This is a genomic window from Salinicoccus sp. Marseille-QA3875 (genome assembly GCF_054950095.1).
The window spans coordinates 1,121,710-1,138,569 of record NZ_CM143103.1 but is presented as its reverse complement, the minus strand read 5'-3'; the positions used below and the strand labels follow the sequence as shown (position 1 = coordinate 1,138,569).

Here is a 16,860-nt window from a genome sequence, read left to right as displayed (position 1 = left end):
CAATTTGTGACATCCTCATGCAGTCATTCAGCTGCTTCGATGGCTTCATCTAATTTTTCAAACAGTTCTGATCCAAGCATCTCCTCGTACTTGTCAAAGACCGGCTGGGCTTTTTCTCTGAATGCCTGCTTTTCTTCATCGGTCAATTCGTTGACCTGGAGGCCTGCATCAAGCATTTCCTGCATATAATCTTCATTTTGTTCCTGTTCCAATTGCCGCTGTTCATCCTTGAACATCTCAGATGCCTCCATAACTATTTTCTGATGTTCATCACTCAATGATTCATAGAAATCATCATTCATCAGTAAAGCTGTCGGCATATACACATGTGAAGTGAGTGACATATAATCCTGCACTTCATACAGGTTGCTCGTATACAACAGGGCAATGGGAGATTCCATGGCGTCATAAGTGCCCTGCTGCAGTGTGGAGTACATCTCCCCGAATGCAAACGGTGAAGCATTCGCGCCAAAAGCATTGAAGACGTCTGTATGCACCGGACTTTCAAGTGTCCTCATCTTCTGTCCCTCTATGTCTTTTGGAGTATGGACCGGCCGTATGTTGTTGGTAATGTGACGGAAGCCGTTCTCGCCGTAGGCAAGGCCTTTAATGTTGGCATCCTCGAGTCCGTCGAGCAGATCCTGGCCGAACGGACCGTCAAGAACAGAATATGCTTCTTCTTCATCTTCAAACAGATAAGGCAGGTCCAGAATCATGAAATCCTGGTGAAACCCTGAAACACTGGCAAGCGCAGGGAGCGTCATCTCGACATTGCCCAGCTGCACTGCTTCAATCGCTTCCCGGTCAGAGGGGAATAAAGCCCCTGACGGATAAAGTTCCACCTGCAGATCCCCGCCGGATTCTTCTTCCACCTGAGCTTTAAAATCCTCCATTATCAGATGTGAAGACTGGGTTGGATTGACCAGATAGGCAATACGTATGGTCTTTTGTCCAGTCTCTTCATCCGCATTCGGCCTGCCGCAGGCAGATAATACCAATACGGTGACCAATATCAGGAAAGTAAAATTTTTCATACTTAAATCACCCCTTTTAATAACGATTACTCGATAAAGCCTTTGATCAGCTTTCTTAAAACATCCGGTGTATAAATAAATGCACTGTCCTTATGCAGTCTTTCTGTCATTTTGTGTGCATCTTTGCCGTAAGGACCGACATTCAGTACGGGTGCTTTTAAATTCTGCATTTCTCTAAATGGAATGGAGTAAGGCTCCCCCCAAACCGGCAGATTCTCTTTAAATGAAAGCCATCCATCTTCGCTGCCGGTATAGTTCACATAGCTTAAATCTGAGATGCCGTTAAAATAATGGACCTGCTTCGCATCCACATCATGTTCCGCTTTAAAAATCTCCTGGATGTACTTTATTTTCTGCTGCAGCACCGGATCATCCGATGCGTTGACTGCAGGGTAGTACGACGGTGCCAAAAAGAGTACTGTCGCAGGTGCGAGTTCTTTTGCCGTATCCATCAGCCGGTCAGCGATCTTAATCGCTTTTTCCCTGATGTTCAATGTACTGTCATTAAACACACTGGCTGTGATCAGGTCGTATCGATCCTGGCCGTGCTCATTGATGACGTGCAGCGCTAGATCGTTGAAAGTGATGGTGCTGATTTTATTCAGCGGTGTCGTATTCAGTTTTTTGCATAACTCGATGTAATCCGAGTAACACTCGCTCATCGCCCGTTCTGCAACATTTCGGTAAATATTCATCACTTCGCTCGGACTCCGTTCGAGAGTGAAGACGTTATAGAGCGCATATGAATGGTGTGATGTCTGTGTGGAATAATCCTTCTTCAGATCGTTTTGCTGCAGACAGACGGGTGGCGGCGTGCTCTCTCCGAATTTTTCCTCGTAAAAATCTGCGTTGAATTCCATCTCCTTTGTCAAGTACGAACTTATAAAATGGCTCGTGATGCCCTGAAGCGGCTCCCCTGCATGTGTGCCGACGCCGTAGAAAAGGGCGGAAGGCATGATCTTTCCAATGGAACCGGAGTAAATATAGTAATTGGTATCCTGCGGACTCTGGCTGAACGACGGCTCGCTGTTTAAAATCAGTTTCAAATCCAGAGCCTCGGAATCTTTCAGACCGGATAAAAACTTAACAGCTGCCCGCATGCCGTCGGAATTCACTTCTTCGTCGGGTACAGTAACCAGAATAACGTTGACCGGCCACTCTTCGGTGCTTGCAAGCTCGATTAAGCTCATGTGGAGTGCCAGACCCATTTTCATATCCATCACCCCGCGTCCGAAAAGGTAATCATCAGATTCAATGTCTGCCTTTACTGTGGCGCTGAAGCTGTCTTTTCTTTTTGCGATTGCTTCCGTCAGCTTTTCAACGTCAAAAGCGATCTCTTCAAGGTCCCCGAACTCTTTTGTATGTACGACATCAAAGTGGCTGATCAATACGACGGTATCTTTTGTGTCATCTGCTTTATAATGAGCGGCCAGAGCATGCCGGTCTTCGTCAGCATCGACAAAATAGAGTTGCTCCGGATATTTTTCGAAGTAGGGTAGTGTCAACAGTTTGTCTTTAATGAAATGCGGGAACCCCACCTCGCCTGATGTACCTGATCTGCTGTCGAAACTGACCAGACGAGTGATCAGGTCATGTAACTGAGCGGCAGTCTGCCACCTTCCATTTGAAGTGTCAATCATAAGTATTCTCCTCATTGTCGTAAAATTTCAGGAATCTTTTTTCTATGTTGTCCAGATGCCGGAGCAGTGCTTCTTTCGCAAGGGAAAGGTCTTTGACTGACAAAGCATCCAATATTTCTTTGTGTTCTATGAAAGAATCCTCCAGGCTGACTTCAATTGTGTTCGATAATGTCAGGAAAGCCCTGTCCACCCCTGTGCTCAGCCGTTCGATCATTTCATGAAACAGCCGGTTGTCGTTTGTTTCGGTGAGCAGTATGTGAAATTCACTGTCGAGCTCAAGATAGAGCTGATGGTGTCCATTTTTAACTGCCTGGTCCTGCCGGGATATATTTTCATTTAACTTTTTCAGAGTTTCTTTATCCATTTTATGAATGATCCGCTCCAGATTTTCTATCTCTAAAATACGCCGCATGTCCAGATGGTTGAGAGAATCTTCTTTGGAAAAACCTGAAACGACAGCCGGCTTTCCATTCCTTGTTCTGATCAATCCTTCATTTTCGAGTTTAACGAGCGCGTCCCGGAGCGGTGTACGGCTGATGCCAAGCTTTGCCGATATCTTTTCTTCCGGCAGCGGGTCGCCGACTTTTAATTTTCCGGTCGCAATCTCTTCTTTAAGAATGTGGAATGCCTGTTCACTAAGAGAGACTTTTGTCTGAATCGTTTTCATAGTTTCACCCTCTAAACTTTTTATGAAAGGTCACTCACAAATCTTTCGATTCTTTTCAGCCCTTCATTTATATTTTCGATTGAAGTGGCGTAGGAAATTCTGATGAATCCTTCACCGAATTCTGTGAAACCGCTGCCGGGAACGACCGCAACATGTTCTTCCTCGAGCAGTCTGTCTGCAAATTCAAACGAGCTCATATTAAATTTTTCGATGGAAGGAAAAACATAAAATGCACCCTGCGGTGTTTTTGTCTCAAGTCCGATCTGAGTCAGTCTTTCAACAATCAGGTCACGTCTTTCCTTGTATGTTGCAGACATTTCAGCGGCTGAGTGGCGGCTGTTGTCGAGTGCCTCGATCGCAGCATACTGACTCGGCAGTGCTGCACAGATTGTATCGTACAGATGCACTTTCAGAACGTGCGTCATAAATTCAGCCGGCCCGAGTACATAACCCAGTCTCCAGCCCGTCATCGAATGGGATTTTGACAGTCCGTGGATAAGGAACAGCCTGTCACGGATTTCCGGATACTGTGAAAATGAAATATGTTTTGCATCATAAGTGATCTCACTGTAAATTTCATCTGAAATGATAAAGATCTCATGGCTCGCGAGTTCCTTCACCAGTGGTGCCATTTCTTCTTCCGATAAAACTTTTCCTGTCGGATTCGACGGAAAGTTGAGCAGTACCGCTTTTGTTTTATCAGTGATGATACTCCTTAATTTTTCAGGGTCCGGCACGAAATCCGTATCTGAAGTATCCATATATGTCACGCTTGCACCGAGGAGGTCGACCAGCGGCTCGTACGCGGAGTAGCACGGCGCAGGAATGATGACTTCATCGCCTTCACTCAGGATGGTTTCAAAAACCGATCTCAATCCTTCGCTCGCTCCGGTCGTGACGACGATTTCATCTTCGGGGTCGTATTTGACGTCATAAATATCTTTGAAGAAATTTGATACACTTTCTCTCAGTTCGAACAGCCCGGCATTATGGGAGTACCCCGTCTGATTATTTTCTATGGCATTGATGGCTGCTTTCTTCACCGTATACGGTGTTGGTATATCAGGTTCGCCAATCGTGAAATTGACGCCGTCACGGTATGCTGAAACTCTGTTTGAGAACTGGCGTGTACCCGGTATTTCAAGTTTAGTAACTCTCTGATTTATCTTGTCTAACATGCTCAATCACCTCTTGTATACTGTATACAAGAATAATAATACACTGAATGAAGATTGTAAAGATTTAGATTGTTTCGACAGTTTAAAGGGTAAAGTAGGAATAATACATATTTTTTACGTGTTAAAGGGGGGATGGGAGTTGACAGAAAATCTTGTGTTTTATCAATCAAAATATGGTGCAACTGAACAATATGCATCGTGGCTGAAAGAGATGATCAGCTGTGACGTGATGGGACAAAATGAAACATTGCCGCAGAACTTAAAAAGTTATAGAAACATAGTGGTTGCCGGTGGCATATATAAGGGTGAAATTACCGGACGTGATTTTATGAAAAGAAATATGGAGGCGTTCAAAGACCACCGGGTGGCGGTACTTGCGGTCGGGCTGGAAGAGTTTTATAAAGGACTGACGGAAGCGCTGTGGTTATATCAGTTTAAAGAGTTTGAAATAGATGTGGAAGTATTTTATGCCCGCGGGGAATATGACTATCAAAACCTGACTTTTATGGATCGTGTGACAATAAGAACGGGGAACGTCATTTTCAGAAGGAAAATAAAAAGGGGTTCCAGAGAGCGGATAAACATTTTAAGAGACCGTACAACAGCTTATGACTGGAAAGAAAAAAGCTATCTTGAACCGCTGGTCGACTGGCTGGACTCCGGGTAGAAAAAATCGGTAATGCATCTGACGACGCATTACCGATTTTTTATTTGAAAATTTTATCGATTGCCTGAATATCTTCATCCTGCAGATCAATATCAGCTGCACGCATATTCTCTTTAATTTGAGAGCCTTTTTTAGCGCCGGGGATGATTACACCGACAGACGGGCGTGTAAAATAGAAGGCCAGTACAATCTGGGCAACTTCTTCATCATACTTTTCTGCGATTGATTTCAGCTGATTGACTTTAACCAGATTTTCTTTGAATTCATCCTCCTGATAGAAAGGCAGTTTGGAACGCAGGTCGTCAAACTTTGAATCCTCATCATATTGTCCCGCAAGCAATCCCGCAGCAAGCGGATAAAATGGAATGAAAGTGATGTTGTTTTCAGTACAATAATCAAACATGCCGTTCTCTGCTTCACGGTTCAGCAGATTGTACTCATTTTGAACAACATCGACCCAGCCGTCCTTATTCGCAGTTTTCAGCTGACCGAGTGTCACGTTGGAAACACCGACTGCTCTTATTTTCCCCTCATCTTTCGCTTCTTTCAAAGCTGCGACAGCCTCATTCAAAGGTGTCTTTTCTTCAGGGTCCGGATAATGGATATAGAATAGATCAATATACTCCAGCTGCATGCGGGCGAGCGCTTCTTCTATTTTCTTTTTCAGGAAGTCCGGGCTGTTATCAATGACCATTTCTCCATTTTCATCTTCACGGTGTGCAGCCTTTGTTGCAATGACCACCTTTGTTCTCTGATATTCTTTAAGTACTTCACCAACCAGTTCTTCCGAACGGTCGGGTCCGTATATTTGAGCAGTATCCAGCATAGTCACGCCATTATCAAGCGCATCACGTACTGTTTGTCTGCCTGCTTCTTCATCCACATCTTTGTACAAGTTATGCCCGCCTACGAAGTTGGTTCCAAGTGCAATGGGATGGACATAGATCCCCGATTTCCCTAATCCTGCCAGTTGTGCCAAGTGAATACCCCTTTCTAAACTCTAATATGTTCCTATTATAAGTGTTATCCCTCTTTGATTAAAATATAATCCCTCATTTTTATAAAATTAGTTGAGATAATATTCATTCATGAGCTTTATTTTGTCCAGCCCCGACATGGCGGCAAAACGATGTCGGGGTAGCAGCACTTTCGCGACATGGCGGCAAAACGATGTCGGGGGAACGGCTCTTTCACGACATGGCGGCAAAACGATGTCGGGAGGGAACCGGACCGTGGTGATAAAAGGCGTTATAAGCAATGTTATATTATTAGATAAAGGTTGGCATGATGCATTGGTAGAAGGTAACGGGTCCCGTTATAAAACAGAGGAATTTCCCGGGAAATAACTTCAATGGAACAGGGGCTGAAAGAGAATCATTTAATAAAAAATGACCGAATAAAATTCCGGCCATTTGCTCTATTTACTAATTGGATGGACTGTTGCAGGAAATGGTAAACGGCATGACGACATGTTCGCTTGATTTTTGAATTTCGGTAAAGGTGGCTTCGAGTGCAGTGAAAATATCATTCACTTCACCATCGATACGTGTGGCGAACGGGGCCATGCTGACTTCGACACCATAGTCGGACAGCTTCTCGACTTCTTTTGTAATCTTCTCGATATAGTTTTCTTCACCTAGAGGATAAATCGAAAATCGGCAGCCGGCAGTTTGGGAAATTCCGTCCGACGTCTCTTTATTCAACTGAACATCATCATTATCGTTCTGATCATCTCCGGTGTTGCAGCCGCCGAGCACGATGTTTCCGCTCATCTCTGTATGAATGCCGGTTTTCGCTGCGTTTAAATAAATTGCCTTTACTACATCGAAAACATCAACGATACTTCCTGTTGCTGCCGTGGCCACATCATCGGTCTTCATCCATACGTTCGTCGTGTCGACACTGCCGAGCGCCTCTAGAATGACATCTGCAAAGTCATCGCTCATTACACTTAAATTAAACTGGATACCTGCTTCTCTCAACGTTTCATCAGACATTAATCAAAAACCTCCTGTAATCATCATTATTTTCAGTGTATAGATGAAACGCCTTTGAGTAAAGTGAAGATGATGGCACTGTGAATATTGCTATTATTGTCATTTCAACCGCCTGTGTATCATTTACTTTGAATTATTTTAGCAATATACTTAAAGATAAATAATTACAATAAGTGAAAAGAGGCTTATATAAGATGAAATTTACGAACAGCTTGAAATATATATTCCTTCTGATGCTTATCTTTGTAATGTCAGCCTGTGGAAACGGGGAGACTGTTGAAGAAAGAGAAGAGGAGGCCCATTCAGGTGATGCGGTTGAAGGTACAATCACAGTATCCGCAGCAGCGAGTCTGGTGGATGCCCTTGAAGAAGTCAGGGCGCACTTTAATGAGGAATATCCTGAAGTGCAGGTGGACTTCAACTTCGGCGGGTCCGGGGCTTTAATGCAGCAGATTATGCAGGGTGCACCTGCTGACCTTTTCTTCTCAGCGAATGAAAATCATTTTAAAGAAGTGGTCGATGCGGGGTACATAGATGAAGAGAACAAAGTAGATTTACTGAGAAATGAAATCGTCCTTGTCGTCCCGGAAGGCAGCAGTGCGATCTCATCTTTCGATGACCTGGAAAATGCAGACAGAATCGGAATCGGTAATCCTGAATCTGTACCTGCCGGGGAGTACAGTATCGAAACTTTTGAAAATATGAATATAATGGAAGAGGTCGAATCCAAGTTAATATTTGCTGAAGATGTCAGACAAGTATTGAACTATGTAGAGACTGAAAATGTTGATGCAGGGGTTGTGTATCATACAGATGCATTGACAAGTGACGGTATTGAAGTGGTGGATACTGCACCAACAGACAGTCATTCACCGGTCATCTATCCACTCGGCACTCTGAATGAGACGGATAATACTGAAGCGCAGCGCGCTTTCTACGAATATGTACAAAGTGAGGAAGCAGGCGAGGTTTTCAATGAATATGGTTTTATTATCGAGTAACATTACAACTGCAGAATTCCTGACCCCTGTACTGCTGTCATTGAGGGTTGCATTTATAGCATTAGTGATCGTATTGTTTGCCGGGATCGTCATTGCGAGGTTCATGGCCAGAAACGATTTCCGGGGCAAACTGATTGTTGAAACGGTATTAATGCTGCCGCTCGTCCTACCGCCCACAGTGGTGGGATTTCTATTGCTTGTGTTGTTCGGGAACAACAGTGTCGTCGGGGATATGTTTGCATGGCTGTTCGGCGATACCATCATCTTCACATGGTACGCAGCAGTCGCGGCAAGCACTGTCGTTGCATTTCCACTGATGTACCAGGCAGCGAAAAGTGGTTTTCTTAATGTGAATAAAGAGATTGAAGACGCAGCTAAAGTGGACGGCGCAAACAAGTGGCAGGTCTTCACCAAAATTACACTGCCTCTGACAAAAACAGCGCTCATTACCGGAGCGCTCCTCAGTTTCGCCCGCGCACTCGGCGAGTTCGGCGCAACGATCATCATTGCCGGCAATATTCCGGGCAGCACACAAACGTTGCCGACAGCGATATATGTCGCACTCCAGTCTGGCAATATGTCACTTGCCTGGGCGTGGGTCATCGTCATTGTGGTACTGTCATTCTTCATGCTGATGTTCATCCGGGTCAAAGCGAACGAATCCTAGAATGTGTATATTGACAATGGGATTCAAATATTGTATGATGTATCGTGCACATACACACAGGGCATATTACACGTAATGAACGAAATTATGGATTCGTAAGGTATAAGAGTCGGCCACACACCAGACTCAACCTATCAATCTATAATAAGAGGAGGATGTCTCATGGCAGGTCCAAGAAGAGGCGGTCGTCGTCGTAAAAAGGTTTGTTATTTCACATCAAACAATATTACACACATCGACTACAAAGATGTAGAACTTCTTAAAAAGTTCATTTCAGAACGTGGTAAAATTCTTCCAAGACGTGTAACAGGTACTTCTGCGAAGTATCAGCGCCCACTTACAGTGGCGATCAAACGCGCACGTCATATGGCATTGTTACCATATGTAAAAGAAGAAGCATAATATGCGAAGAACCCCGACAGGCTTTGGTCTGTCGGGGTTCTTTTTTGATACGATCATCAAATTTTGTGTTGATATTTCGACACGAACTCATGGCATATCTGGTTTTCGTGCCACAGCCAATTCAATCACTTACTCCGTCGAAGAATCGTCTGCGTCATCGCCTTCTTCTTCATCAATATCTTCGCCTCTGTCTTCTTGTTCTACGTTATCATCCGGATCGTCGGGTTCCGTTATATCGGTTTCATCGTTTTCTCCGCATGCGCCGAGCAGGAGTATTGTCGATAATGAACCGGCTGCCAGTAACTTTTTCACTGTCATTAAAAATCACTCCTATGAAAGGTTATATATTATTTACCCTTTATGGGATAATTTCACACTTTTTATCAGAAGATTTTAAAATGTGGCTCGCTAGTATGAATTTTATTGATTAATTCCTTTTATTGGAGTAAATTGTAACTATACATATAAACTTTATCGCAATCAAAAAGGGGATGGATAAGGTGTTGAAGAAATATAGTGATTTCAGAAAAAACCGCAGGTTGAAAAAGGTGAGAGATGCGAAAGGTGAGCCTCTGAAAGATATTCGTTTCTGGGAATATTTTCACCGCACGGTCTTTCATCAAAAGATTGATGTGGATCTTTATACTGTTGATGTGGATCTGTATGGTAAGGAACTGATGGGTCCTGAAAGCGCCCTGTATAAAAATGGTGTGCGTATTAAAGAATCCACCGTCCCTTCGCTCTATGAGGTGCCGGGAGGATTCATAGAAGTTGAAACTACAAATTATGGTGTGAAGAAAATTCACTATGTCACCGATGCTGGTGAATTACAGATGATGCCCGATAAAGGTTCGCTGGAGGGTAAACGGGCAAGGTTTGAGTTGAAATTTCCAACAGCGAGTAAATGGGTCGGATACATTGCGATTGCCATCCTCATCATCGGCCTGATTATTGCGATACCTGCAGTGATTGAGATGATTACACACATGGACCTGGTCGCTGATAATGCCGGCACTTTTAAAAGTCCTTTTCAGCTGCCGGGCTGGCTCAATGTGACGCTGGTCGTACTCGGCCTGCTTGCGGCAACTGAGCGGGCGCTGTCACTTAAAAACCATTGGCTGATAGATATGGAAACAAATACATTCGACAGCTGAAATCATGTTAAAAAGAGTCCGGTTCAGGGAAGAGACTCGTAAAACAGTGAAGGTGATGAAGTGAATTTTGAATGGTTCAAAATATATGCCAGAACGTATCAAAAAGGTATGAAACAACTGTCAAAAGTATTGGACTGGACGCCGCCGCTCCTGCTGCGCGGAGAGGGGATGCTTAACATTCTCCCCAATACTTTAAAAGCCAGAAATTATAAAAGAGTCCTCATCATCACTGATGAAGGCATCCGGAATCTGGGGCTGCTGGATTCATTGTTGGAAGGGTTGAAATCACAAAATATCGAGTATTTCATCTATGATGAAACGGTCGCGAATCCGACGGATGGGAACATCAACGAAGCGGCTGATATTTACAATAAAAACCGGTGTGATGCGATTGTCGGCTTCGGCGGAGGTTCTCCGCTTGACTGTGCGAAAGGGACGGCTGCCGTAATCGGGACTGGTACAAGAGACATCAAGAAATATCAGGGACTCATGAAAATCCGTAAAAAACTGCCGCCTGTCATTGCGGTGCCCACAACTTCCGGAACGGGAAGTGAAGGTACAATCGCGACGGTGATCACCGACAGCAAAAATGAAATGAAATATGCGGTGTCGGACATCGTACTGCTGCCCGAGGTCGCTGTTCTTGATGCATCTCTCACTACAGGGCTGCCGCCGAAGATCACCGCCCACACCGGCATGGATGTGCTCAGCCACATTGTCGAATCCTATACTAATTTGAGCAACACTGCAGAAACGAGAAATATGTCAGAAAAAGCGGTGGAACTGATCTATCAAAATTTAAGGGGAGCCTATCATAACGGCGCGGATATCACTGCACGGGATAATATGCAGTATGCAGCCTATCTTGCAGGGCGTGCATTTACCCGGGGCTATGTCGGCAATATCCATGCGATGGCTCATCAGATCGGCGCGAGATACCCTGTGACGCATGGTGAAGCCAACGCGATCATTATGCCGTATGTACTTGAAGATTACGGTGAAACCGTTTATGAGGACCTGGCAAAACTTGCAGATTGTGCAGGTGTAGCTGAAACAGGCGGCACAGATGAGCGTAAAGCACAAAAATTCTTACAGAGTATCAGGGATTTGAATGAAGAGATGGGCATCGGTGTCCGCATCCCTGAAATTGATGAAGCGGATTTGGATGAGATGGTTGAATACGCATATGATGAAGCGAATCCGGCTTACCCTGTGCCTGTAATTTTCAGTAAGGAGAAGTTCAGGGAAATGTATCTACAAGTTAAAAATGGATAAAATAAAAGACCTCAGCATTTTTTGCTGAGGTCTTTGTCATATTAAAATTCGACTTTGACTGAGCCAAGGTTTTCAAAATGGGCTTCGAATATATCTCCCGCAGCCACATCCATCGCTTTGGTCAGGGAACCGGCCAACACGACTTCGCCTTTTTTCAGGGTGATGTCGTATGCGTGCAAAGACTTTGCGAGCCATACCACTGCTTCCAGCGGGTCGCCCAGCACGGCGTTGCCGTAGCCTTCATCAATCTTGATGCCGTTTTTGAATATTTCCATCCGTTCGGCCGGTAAATCAATATCGGCAAGCTTCAACCGCTTTGCTCCAAGTACAGCACCGGCAGAAGAACCATTGTCAGACACCGTGTCTTCAAATTTGATTTTCCAGTCGCATATCCGGCTGTCGATCAGCTCGGCAGCAGGCAGGGCGTAATCAATGTAGTCCGCAACATTATCCGAATTGATATTGTCAGCATCGATATCCTCTTTCAGGACAAATGCGATCTCAAACTCGATTCTCGGTTTGATGAACTTTTCCGTATCGATTTTTTCGCCTTCATTGTAAATCATATCGTCAAAGATATGGCCGTAGTCCGGCTGGTCGACACCGAGCATATCCTGCATCGCCTGAGAAGTGAGACCGATCTTTTTACCTTTGACTTCGGCGCCCTGCTCAATTCTTTTCTTTACATATTCAAGCTGAATCTCATATGCTTCACCCGCTGAAATATCCGGGTACATATTGGTGATCGGCTGAATGGGGGCAACTGTTTTTTCTGCATTGTAAATTTCATTGGCTAATAATTCTGTATCTGGCATATGCAGTCCTCCTAGCTGATGGCATATTCTTTTGAGGCAAAGGATGCCACTTTTCTTTTCCATGTGATTTCAAGATTTTTATTATTGAAATGTTTCAATAGCGTATGATCGGCAAAAGAAATTGTATGGTTGTCATGGTCTACAAACACCTTGCATTCATGGTGATAAAAGTCCGACCGTAAAGTGACATCGTAATACCCGGTCTGCGGCAGGATATACTGGCGCTGCAGCTGAATCTGTCCGTTATAGATTCGGGTGTGGGTCGTATAATTCCTGCCCAGCAGCTGTCTGACTTTCAGCATGCGGCCGCTTAAAATCATTTCACGGATCAGTGTCGAACTGATCTTCGCACCGTGACATTCGACTTTGCCGATTTCAGATGTGGTGATCTGATTACCGGAGTCTGCTTCCAAAGTGCTGATCTTCCCCTGGCCCTTGAAGCCGTAACTGAAATCAAAGCCGGCCACCGCATGCACCGTTTTAAATTTCAGGAGATATTCCGAGACATATTGTTCCGGTGACTGGCCGGCGAATGCCTTAGTGAAATTGACGATATAAAATCGATCCACACCCATACGCTTCAATACTTTGGCTTTTTCATCCAAAGTCATTAAATACTGAATGATTGTTCTGCCGTTCGACAACACGGTTTTGGGATGTGGAAAGAAGCTCATGACATCCAGTGATACATCTTTTTCATCCGCAACAGCTTTGGCACATTCAATGACGTGCTGGTGCCCTTTGTGCACACCGTCGAAAAACCCGAGTGCCACCACATTGTCTCTTGAATTGTTCTGCCAGTACTCCAGGTTGACATCATCCAAATGTATGACTTCCATTTTTAACATCCCCTTTAAATCTTTTTATCTCACTTCTTCGAGTGCTTCCAGTCTTCTGTATTTGCCGCAATTGAAAAGCAGCGGGTCGGATTCGGTCAATGCCAGGTCGTTCACCTTGCCGATGAAGAGTACATGGTCGCCTTCCGTGTGCTCGTTGTATACTTCGCATGACAGCTGAGCGACCGCATTGGCAACGACCGGCACACCGGCGAGTGTGTCAAATTCAAATTTATCTTCAAACTGTTTCTGTCCGGCGAACCGCATCGATTCCTCCTGCTGATCACACGACAGGACGTTGACTGAAAACTTTCCGCTCTTTCTGATACGTTCTAACATATTCGCTTTATCTCCGACTGAAATGACGATTAGCTTGGGATCGAGTGACACCGACATGAATGCATTGGCGGTCATGCCGTATGTTTCACCATCCACCTCTGTTGCGATAACGTTGACGCCTGTGGCAAACTTACCCATTGCATTTCTGAATTCACGATCTTCCATTATAATTTCCCCCTTGAGAATTAATGATTGGTTAGTAAAAAAGTTATCCAGAGGTACCTCAATATTGTATAAAGGTACATCGCTTTGCTGAAATGATATTATTAAATTTGCATAATATATTTCAGAGACTTATAATGAAATCGCTACCAAGCTTCCATATAAATGATATAAGCACTCTGGATAGGATACTTAAATGCTATCATCGGACGGATTTAATTATAAGCTACCAATTCTGCTAAAAACACAATGTTATTAGTACAGAATATACTAAATATTTAAATTTTGATGATATCGTTTAAATATATAAAAGGGGTGCAGAAATTTATGACTCATAATTCAAAAGAACAACAGTCAAATATACAGGAACTGAGTGAGATTCTAAAACTGCCTGCAGATCAATTGCATGGGATGTTCCATAAACGAGAGGTCAGCATACCAGTCTCAGCGTTACATGCTTTAAAGCAGGAATTGATTTATAGTGTCGGAGAAGACAGGGCGAAGGGCATTTTTATAAGGTACGGCTGGCACACAGGCGTCAGTGAAGGAGAGATGGTAAGGCAGCTGGATTGGAAAGATGAAGAGGAACTGGTCAAGGCCGGACCGATGTTTCATAAAATGCACGGCCATCTGGATGAGGTAATCGTAGAAGAGATAAAATATAATGAAAATAATGAGACGAATTACATCAGGGTCACCTGGTATAATTCATATGAAGTTGAAAAGCAGTTCGAGTTTGAAGGGCCGGTCGACCAGCCGGTATGCCATACTTTGTGCGGTTTTGCGAGTGGTTATCTGACAAGTGCGCTTGGCAAGCCCATGCTTGTAAAAGAGACGAAATGCAAGGCGATGGGCGATGAGAACTGTGAAATAGTCTGTAAACCCATTGAAGAATGGGGCCCGGATGAGCATGAAAACACATATTATCAGTCTGAAAGTGTGGTCGAAGAACTGGATGAAGTGACGGCAAAACTGAAAGAGGAGAGGGACTATCTCTCAACTGGCCATGATGTCCATAAAAGGATGATAGAAATCATCTTATCAAAGAAGGGCCTTCAGAATATTGTCGAGCTTCTGCATGGCACAACCGGTCTGCAGATTTTCATCGAAGATGAGTATCGCAATATCATAGTGACAGCTGGCGGCAATGAGCCCGACTTTGATCTGAAGGAATTCACGGCGAAGACGACAGAGTTTTTCGAGTTGTCGGCTGACAGAGGTATGCTCAGAACACCGATCTACTTTGACAATAAAATCCGGGGATACTGTTCATTCATCTTTAATGACGGCAGTACGCCGACCCCTCTTGAACACATGTTAATCGAACAGGCATCGCTGACTGCTTCGATCATTCTGCTCCATGAGAACATCAAAATCCAGACGGCCCAGAATATCAGAAGGAGCTTTCTGACGGATATACTGGATGAAAAACTTGATGAGGATGAGATGTATAAAATTGCAAATTATCTGAACCTGGATCCTGAAGGGGATTACTGGGTGTTCACACTCGAAAAAATGGGTGATGAAGATGAGTTGAGTCTGGAAATAGAGATGAATGAGCGTGTGCTGCGGCATATCAACCTGTTCTTCAAGCAGCGTGGGCTCGATTCCTTTGCATGCTACAAATCCGGAAAGCTCATTTTTGCTCTGGAAGAACAGCCGGACAATACGATGCTGAAGGATAAACCTAAGATGATCGATGGTCTGCTGAAACATTGTCAGAAGAAATTTAAGAGCTATCAGTTCTATGTCGGAGTCAGCTCCGTTGAAAATAATATAAAGTCATTGCCGGAACTGTACAAGGAAACAGAAATTGCATTGAATACAAAGACGGATGAAAATACCGTGCTTTACTATGATGATCTCGGAGTTGAGAAGATATTATTCCAAATTTCGGACCAGTCCCTGCTGGACAGATTCGTAGACGGCCAGATAGGGGGGGTCCTTGCGGAGGACAAACATGATGAACTGATTGAGACTTTGAAATATTATATTGAGAACGGGATGAGCATCAATGCCACTTCGATAGCGATGTCGATGTCCATCAGCGGCCTGAGATACAGGCTTGAGAAGATCAGTGATATTCTGAATGTTAATCTGGATGATACGAAGGCTTTATTCTCGATATACATGGCACTGAACGTAGCTGCAGTTAAGAAAAAACATTAATAAAAAACGCTTATTTTCATTTTGAAAATAAGCGCTTTTTATAATTTTTATTTATCTTTTGTGAATGCCAGAATGTGATCGATGAACGGCTCAGTCTTCTCAATCTGAGTCCAGTGACCACACTTGTTGAATAAGTGCAGCTCAGCATTTGGCAGTAATTGCATCAATTTGTAGCTGGTCGCTTCAAAAGGAATGACCTGGTCTTCAAGACCGTGGAAAAGGATCGTCTGTTTTTCGATTTTCTCAATCTCTTCATCTTCAAGTGATATCTCTTCCAGTCTTTCCTGCTGGTTATTATAAAACATATTATGAAATGCGTCCTTCGATTCAGGATCCATACTTGCTTCATATCTTAATTTGACCAGTTCTTCATTGTTTGCAGCTTCCTGGTTGTATGAGAATAATTTGATCAGTTCACGCATATTTTCAATGCTCGGGTCATACCCCCATACTTTACTCAGACCGTAGGATACTTCGTGTTTCACACCGACTGTACCCATTAAAATCAATTTATCGACTAGATCGGGTCTTCTGTGTGCAATCTGGAGTGCCATCGCACCGCCAAATGAATTTCCTACAATATGAACAGGGCCGTCTGAAACGTTTTCGATGAAGTTAATCAGATGGTTCACCCAGACCTCAAGAGTATACTCATTCTCTGCCATTTTAGCTGTTTTACCGAACCCGATGACATCAGGCGCATAAACATGAAATGTCTCACTTAAACGCGGTATGACCAATCTCCAGTTTGCAAATGCCGAAACCCCGGGGCCGGAACCATGGATCAATACCATGGTTTCCTTATTACCCGCGCCAGCTTCAAGATAGTTCGTCTCTATTCCGTCAACGGTCATTTT

18 protein-coding genes are annotated in these 16,860 nt (G+C 44.0%); 7 read left to right on the top strand and 11 right to left on the bottom strand.

Annotated features, from left to right (window positions below; genetic code table 11):
- Positions 1-23: 23 nt before the first annotated feature.
- From ACY8DT_RS05865 to ACY8DT_RS05850, 4 genes are read right to left on the bottom strand one after another with little or no spacing between them, the layout of a single operon-like run.
- On the bottom strand, positions 24-1,034 hold the full coding sequence (locus tag ACY8DT_RS05865) for a DctP family TRAP transporter solute-binding subunit (RefSeq protein ID WP_462421985.1): 1,011 nt from the start codon (positions 1,032-1,034) through the stop codon (positions 24-26).
- Between the two features lie 26 nt (positions 1,035-1,060).
- Positions 1,061-2,674 carry a M20/M25/M40 family metallo-hydrolase gene (locus tag ACY8DT_RS05860; protein WP_462421984.1) on the bottom strand — a complete coding sequence of 538 codons (1,614 nt, stop codon included), beginning with the start codon at positions 2,672-2,674 and terminating at the stop codon, positions 1,061-1,063.
- Positions 2,667-3,341: a GntR family transcriptional regulator gene (locus ACY8DT_RS05855; protein ID WP_462421983.1), complete on the bottom strand. Its 675-nt coding sequence runs from the start codon at positions 3,339-3,341 to the stop codon at positions 2,667-2,669. Before ACY8DT_RS05855 ends, ACY8DT_RS05860 begins: the two co-directional genes overlap by 8 nt.
- A gap of 20 nt (positions 3,342-3,361) precedes the next feature.
- Positions 3,362-4,519, bottom strand: coding sequence for an aminotransferase class I/II-fold pyridoxal phosphate-dependent enzyme (locus ACY8DT_RS05850; RefSeq protein ID WP_462421982.1), 1,158 nt, complete (start codon positions 4,517-4,519; stop codon positions 3,362-3,364).
- Positions 4,520-4,658: 139 nt separating this feature from the next.
- Between ACY8DT_RS05850 and ACY8DT_RS05845 the strand changes: the two genes are divergently transcribed.
- Complete coding sequence (locus tag ACY8DT_RS05845) at positions 4,659-5,186, top strand: flavodoxin domain-containing protein (protein WP_462421981.1); 528 nt, start codon at positions 4,659-4,661, stop codon at positions 5,184-5,186.
- 40 nt (positions 5,187-5,226) lie between these two features.
- On the opposite strand, the gene ACY8DT_RS05840 is transcribed toward ACY8DT_RS05845, so the two are convergent.
- Together ACY8DT_RS05840 and ACY8DT_RS05835 are read right to left on the bottom strand one after the other, a co-directional pair.
- Positions 5,227-6,165: an aldo/keto reductase gene (locus ACY8DT_RS05840; RefSeq protein WP_462421980.1), complete on the bottom strand. Its 939-nt coding sequence runs from the start codon at positions 6,163-6,165 to the stop codon at positions 5,227-5,229.
- A 445-nt stretch (positions 6,166-6,610) separates the two neighbouring features.
- Positions 6,611-7,183, bottom strand: coding sequence for a YkoF family thiamine/hydroxymethylpyrimidine-binding protein (locus ACY8DT_RS05835; RefSeq protein ID WP_462421979.1), 573 nt, complete (start codon positions 7,181-7,183; stop codon positions 6,611-6,613).
- A gap of 194 nt (positions 7,184-7,377) precedes the next feature.
- Here ACY8DT_RS05835 and modA point away from each other — a divergent pair, with 194 nt between their 5' ends.
- From modA to rpsR, 3 genes are all read left to right on the top strand, one after another.
- A complete protein-coding gene (gene modA, locus ACY8DT_RS05830; protein WP_462421978.1) occupies positions 7,378-8,184 on the top strand; it encodes a molybdate ABC transporter substrate-binding protein in 807 nt (268 codons plus the stop codon).
- Positions 8,165-8,851 carry a molybdate ABC transporter permease subunit gene (gene modB / locus ACY8DT_RS05825; RefSeq protein ID WP_462422228.1) on the top strand — a complete coding sequence of 229 codons (687 nt, stop codon included), beginning with the start codon at positions 8,165-8,167 and terminating at the stop codon, positions 8,849-8,851. Before modA ends, modB begins: the two co-directional genes overlap by 20 nt.
- 162 nt (positions 8,852-9,013) lie before the next feature.
- Positions 9,014-9,253: a 30S ribosomal protein S18 gene (gene rpsR, locus ACY8DT_RS05820; protein WP_092986677.1), complete on the top strand. Its 240-nt coding sequence runs from the start codon at positions 9,014-9,016 to the stop codon at positions 9,251-9,253.
- 129 nt (positions 9,254-9,382) lie between these two features.
- On the opposite strand, the gene ACY8DT_RS05815 is transcribed toward rpsR, so the two are convergent.
- Positions 9,383-9,571 carry a hypothetical protein gene (locus ACY8DT_RS05815; protein ID WP_462421977.1) on the bottom strand — a complete coding sequence of 63 codons (189 nt, stop codon included), beginning with the start codon at positions 9,569-9,571 and terminating at the stop codon, positions 9,383-9,385.
- Positions 9,572-9,753: 182 nt separating this feature from the next.
- Between ACY8DT_RS05815 and ACY8DT_RS05810 the strand changes: the two genes are divergently transcribed.
- The gene (locus ACY8DT_RS05810) at positions 9,754-10,407 is read left to right on the top strand and encodes a hypothetical protein (RefSeq protein WP_462421976.1); all 654 of its coding nucleotides are present in this window, start codon (positions 9,754-9,756) and stop codon (positions 10,405-10,407) included.
- 60 nt (positions 10,408-10,467) lie between these two features.
- The gene (locus ACY8DT_RS05805) at positions 10,468-11,682 is read left to right on the top strand and encodes an iron-containing alcohol dehydrogenase (protein WP_462421975.1); all 1,215 of its coding nucleotides are present in this window, start codon (positions 10,468-10,470) and stop codon (positions 11,680-11,682) included.
- A gap of 41 nt (positions 11,683-11,723) precedes the next feature.
- On the opposite strand, the gene ACY8DT_RS05800 is transcribed toward ACY8DT_RS05805, so the two are convergent.
- Genes ACY8DT_RS05800 through ACY8DT_RS05790 form a run of 3 tightly spaced genes read right to left on the bottom strand, consistent with a single transcriptional unit; the run spans position 11,724 to position 13,837 of the window.
- Positions 11,724-12,497, bottom strand: coding sequence for a 2-keto-4-pentenoate hydratase (locus ACY8DT_RS05800; RefSeq protein WP_462421974.1), 774 nt, complete (start codon positions 12,495-12,497; stop codon positions 11,724-11,726).
- 11 nt (positions 12,498-12,508) lie between these two features.
- A complete protein-coding gene (locus tag ACY8DT_RS05795; protein ID WP_462421973.1) occupies positions 12,509-13,336 on the bottom strand; it encodes an FAD synthetase family protein in 828 nt (275 codons plus the stop codon).
- A 24-nt stretch (positions 13,337-13,360) separates the two neighbouring features.
- Complete coding sequence (locus ACY8DT_RS05790; protein ID WP_462421972.1) at positions 13,361-13,837, bottom strand: flavin reductase family protein; 477 nt, start codon at positions 13,835-13,837, stop codon at positions 13,361-13,363.
- Positions 13,838-14,161: 324 nt separating this feature from the next.
- On the opposite strand from ACY8DT_RS05790, the gene ACY8DT_RS05785 reads away from it, so the two are divergent.
- Positions 14,162-16,003 (top strand): XylR N-terminal domain-containing protein, encoded by a 1,842-nt coding sequence (locus tag ACY8DT_RS05785; RefSeq protein WP_462421971.1) that lies wholly within the window; start codon positions 14,162-14,164, stop codon positions 16,001-16,003.
- 47 nt (positions 16,004-16,050) lie between these two features.
- Here the strand turns inward: ACY8DT_RS05785 and ACY8DT_RS05780 are convergent, their stop codons facing one another.
- Complete coding sequence (locus ACY8DT_RS05780) at positions 16,051-16,857, bottom strand: alpha/beta fold hydrolase (protein ID WP_462422227.1); 807 nt, start codon at positions 16,855-16,857, stop codon at positions 16,051-16,053.
- Positions 16,858-16,860 lie beyond the last annotated feature (3 nt).

What these genes read in the sequence shown, in the direction of transcription:
- ACY8DT_RS05815 (WP_462421977.1), bottom strand. Translation starts at nt 9,571, where the DNA reads ATGACAGTGAAAAAGTTACTGGCAGCCGGTTCATTATCGACAATACTC.
- ACY8DT_RS05855 (WP_462421983.1), bottom strand. Translation starts at nt 3,341, where the DNA reads ATGAAAACGATTCAGACAAAAGTCTCTCTTAGTGAACAGGCATTCCAC.
- ACY8DT_RS05790 (WP_462421972.1), bottom strand. Translation starts at nt 13,837, where the DNA reads ATGGAAGATCGTGAATTCAGAAATGCAATGGGTAAGTTTGCCACAGGC.
- ACY8DT_RS05860 (WP_462421984.1), bottom strand. Translation starts at nt 2,674, where the DNA reads ATGATTGACACTTCAAATGGAAGGTGGCAGACTGCCGCTCAGTTACAT.
- ACY8DT_RS05780 (WP_462422227.1), bottom strand. Translation starts at nt 16,857, where the DNA reads ATGACCGTTGACGGAATAGAGACGAACTATCTTGAAGCTGGCGCGGGT.
- ACY8DT_RS05795 (WP_462421973.1), bottom strand. Translation starts at nt 13,336, where the DNA reads ATGGAAGTCATACATTTGGATGATGTCAACCTGGAGTACTGGCAGAAC.
- modB (WP_462422228.1), top strand. Translation starts at nt 8,165, where the DNA reads ATGGTTTTATTATCGAGTAACATTACAACTGCAGAATTCCTGACCCCT.
- ACY8DT_RS05800 (WP_462421974.1), bottom strand. Translation starts at nt 12,497, where the DNA reads ATGCCAGATACAGAATTATTAGCCAATGAAATTTACAATGCAGAAAAA.
- modA (WP_462421978.1), top strand. Translation starts at nt 7,378, where the DNA reads ATGAAATTTACGAACAGCTTGAAATATATATTCCTTCTGATGCTTATC.
- ACY8DT_RS05865 (WP_462421985.1), bottom strand. Translation starts at nt 1,034, where the DNA reads ATGAAAAATTTTACTTTCCTGATATTGGTCACCGTATTGGTATTATCT.
- ACY8DT_RS05850 (WP_462421982.1), bottom strand. Translation starts at nt 4,519, where the DNA reads ATGTTAGACAAGATAAATCAGAGAGTTACTAAACTTGAAATACCGGGT.
- rpsR (WP_092986677.1), top strand. Translation starts at nt 9,014, where the DNA reads ATGGCAGGTCCAAGAAGAGGCGGTCGTCGTCGTAAAAAGGTTTGTTAT.
- ACY8DT_RS05785 (WP_462421971.1), top strand. Translation starts at nt 14,162, where the DNA reads ATGACTCATAATTCAAAAGAACAACAGTCAAATATACAGGAACTGAGT.
- ACY8DT_RS05835 (WP_462421979.1), bottom strand. Translation starts at nt 7,183, where the DNA reads ATGTCTGATGAAACGTTGAGAGAAGCAGGTATCCAGTTTAATTTAAGT.